Here is a 2,672-nt window from a genome sequence, read left to right as displayed (position 1 = left end):
AAAGGCCGAGACATCTCTACTTCACGGTCCTCGCAAGGATGCCGAGGGTCGCGCGCAGGGCGGCTTCGGGGATGACTGGGAGGATGCCCGTGTCGCGGTACTGCTCCCCGATCTGGCTCCAATCGTAGTATGACGTCACCAGGGTCCCGGTCGCGCCGGCCTCGAGCCGATACCCATAGAGGTGTCTGATCGGAGGCGCAATCGCCTCGGCGCAGCCCACAGGTGCCTCCGGCGGCTCGACGAGACCGCCCGGCGCGTACGGGGCGACAGAAGCATCTGATTTTCAGATAGCATGGAGACCATGCGAACCATCACGGCGACCGAGGCGTCTCGGAGGTTCTCGGACTTGCTTGACGCGATCGAGGCCGGTGAAACCATCATTATTACACGTGGTAATCATCCTGTTGCGGAGATTGGGCCGGCGCGTCGAAAGACTGGCGCTGATCTTCGAGCTGCGCTCGTCGGCATCAGGCCGCCGGACGACGCCTTCGAGCAGAGCGTCGCGGCGGCGGTCGGTTACCTGAGGGCGGACGAGGGTGACCCATGGGCCGCCGCCTGATCCTCGACACCAACATCCTGATTGCCTACGAACGAGGAGCTATTGATCGGTCCGCCCTGGACGATGACGAACTCGCAGTCGCGGCCGTGTCGATCGCTGAGTACCGCGTCGGGATCGAGCTCGCCGACACCGCAGTCAGAGCCGCCGATCGTTCACGATCGTTGTCCGCCATGACGTCCGTGCTGGACGTACTCGACTACACAGAGAGCACGGCCGTTTATCATGCGCGCCTCATTGCGGCCTCGCGGCGGATCGGACGCCATCGCGGCGCCCACGATCTGATCATCGCGGCCCATGCGGCCGAGACTGGACGGATCATTATCAGTCGTGATTCCAAGGCACGCTTTGCTGATCTTCCAGATGTTCTCGCACTGGAACCGTAGGCGTCCATCACTTCGCGGCCGGAGCGAAGTGACCGAGGTCTCAACGAGCGTGGCAAAGGTGTAGCGGGTGGCTAAAGGCAACCGAATCTACTCCCAGAGTAATGATAAATAGATGTTCGATGCGGCTGTTGGTGTGCCAGGCTCGAGCCCGTCGCTCATTACCCTTGGTCATCAATCCGTCCTGGAGCCGGCAACTTCCACATGAGAATCTCGATCGTCAGACACTAATTCATCAACACGGCGAGTTACTGCAATCACCTGGCTACATCCTGGTGAATGTCTACCGCGTGGCCACGCAGGATCTTCCTCGGATGTGGTCATGATCCGGCCGAATCCGCTGGCAAGAACCGTCGAACGCGACTGTGGGTCGACCTGGGTGGCAAGCGAAACGCTGTTTCTTTGCCGCTCAAACGGCGCTGCCTGGGTCGAGTGGCAGTGGATGCGTTGATTTAGCTGCCCTGAGACAGAGGCCGTGGCTCCTGCTAGCATCGGCCGCGGACCGCTTTTTTGGGGGGACGTCACGACATGCACCATTCAACTTGGGTTTGGCGTGAAGATCCTTCGGTGACCGGTGGGGGCCGGACTCCGACAGGTCACGTGGAACGCATTTGCAGAACGTACTACATCGATCGACAGTACGTAACCAGGAGCCGATTCGTCGACCGATGGAGTGGGGAGCGCGTGGGGGGATGACCTGGAAGTGGCCGTTCTTTGGGGTTGGCTACACGGCGACAAGGTCGGCTCGTGGCGGCGTGACCGCGTATCCATGCGTCGCGTGAACGTCGCGATCGCCGGCGCTGCAATGGTTCTGGCTGCTTCGGCATGCGGGTCATCATCTGGATCAACAGCCACGGCCGGGCAGCAGGCACGCGCAACCGTGTCCCTCGCGGGCCGTCCGCTGACTCCTGCGGTCGTCGCGCCGACCACTCACCTCATCGACACGAACGGATCTCCATTCGATGTGCGGTCGGAAACCGCGGGCAGGCTGACGTTCGTGTTCTTCGGCTACACCCACTGTCCGGACGTCTGTCCGACAACGGTAGCCGATATCGCCGCGGCCCTCAACCAACAGACTCCGGCCGTTCGAGCAAGGACCACTTTGGTCTTCGTCACGACAGATCCTGACCGTGACTCACCTCAGATCATCCGCCAATGGCTCAACCAGTTCGATGCCTCCTTCATCGGTCTCACCGGGAATTGGACGGACATCGCAGGCTACGCCACTGCTCTCGGGCTCCCGACCATCCGCCCTGAGCAGGCACCTGACGGGAGCTGGACGGTGGAGCACGTGTCTCAGGTGACCGCCTTCAGTCCGGACGGTACAGCACGTGTGGGATATCTCGCGAACGCAACCGTCGCCAACTATTCACATGATATTCCCCTTCTGCTTGAAAACCGAATGTAGGCGGCGTCCGCTCGTACATACCTCACGTTCGCCGAACATGTACGTGCGGTCTGTTGCGGAGGAGCTCCGAAGCCCGAGGAACGCTTGCACAAGTGGCCTGTGAACACACCCGTGGCGGAAGGCGCCGCGGGCCGGCCTGAACTGGGAACTGGTCCGGAAATTTCCTTCTGCTAACACCTCGCAGTCGAACCATCCACCACGGAGTCCGGTAGCTCACCACCCGATCACGGGTTGTAGTTGATGCCCGTAATGTGAAAGGAACGATCTTGCTGTCTGCCCTTGTCTCGGCAGCAATCGTTGTCATCGCTCTCACGCTGTTCGCGAC

The 2,672-nt window shown here is 61.2% G+C and carries 3 protein-coding genes; all 3 read left to right on the top strand.

Annotation, left to right across the window (positions count from 1 at the left end):
* Window positions 1-301 precede the first annotated feature (301 nt).
* The gene (locus tag U9980_RS17820) at window positions 302-559 is read left to right on the top strand and encodes a type II toxin-antitoxin system prevent-host-death family antitoxin (protein WP_322750747.1); all 258 of its coding nucleotides are present in this window, start codon (window positions 302-304) and stop codon (window positions 557-559) included.
* Window positions 544-942, top strand: coding sequence for a type II toxin-antitoxin system VapC family toxin (locus U9980_RS17815; RefSeq protein WP_322768952.1), 399 nt, complete (start codon window positions 544-546; stop codon window positions 940-942). The genes U9980_RS17820 and U9980_RS17815 overlap by 16 nt, the downstream gene beginning before the upstream one ends.
* Window positions 943-1,708: 766 nt before the next feature.
* A complete protein-coding gene (locus U9980_RS17810) occupies window positions 1,709-2,347 on the top strand; it encodes an SCO family protein (protein ID WP_322768954.1) in 639 nt (212 codons plus the stop codon).
* Window positions 2,348-2,672: the final 325 nt, after the last annotated feature.

Origin of the sequence: Protofrankia sp. Cr1, from assembly GCF_963555865.1 — a bacterium.
Taxonomy (GTDB): Bacteria; Actinomycetota; Actinomycetes; order Frankiales; family Frankiaceae; genus Protofrankia.
The sequence above is the reverse complement of the archived record's forward strand: the minus strand, read 5'-3'. Positions and strand labels throughout refer to the sequence as shown.

What these genes read in the sequence shown, in the direction of transcription:
- U9980_RS17820 (WP_322750747.1), top strand. Translation starts at nt 302, where the DNA reads ATGCGAACCATCACGGCGACCGAGGCGTCTCGGAGGTTCTCGGACTTG.
- U9980_RS17810 (WP_322768954.1), top strand. Translation starts at nt 1,709, where the DNA reads ATGCGTCGCGTGAACGTCGCGATCGCCGGCGCTGCAATGGTTCTGGCT.
- U9980_RS17815 (WP_322768952.1), top strand. Translation starts at nt 544, where the DNA reads ATGGGCCGCCGCCTGATCCTCGACACCAACATCCTGATTGCCTACGAA.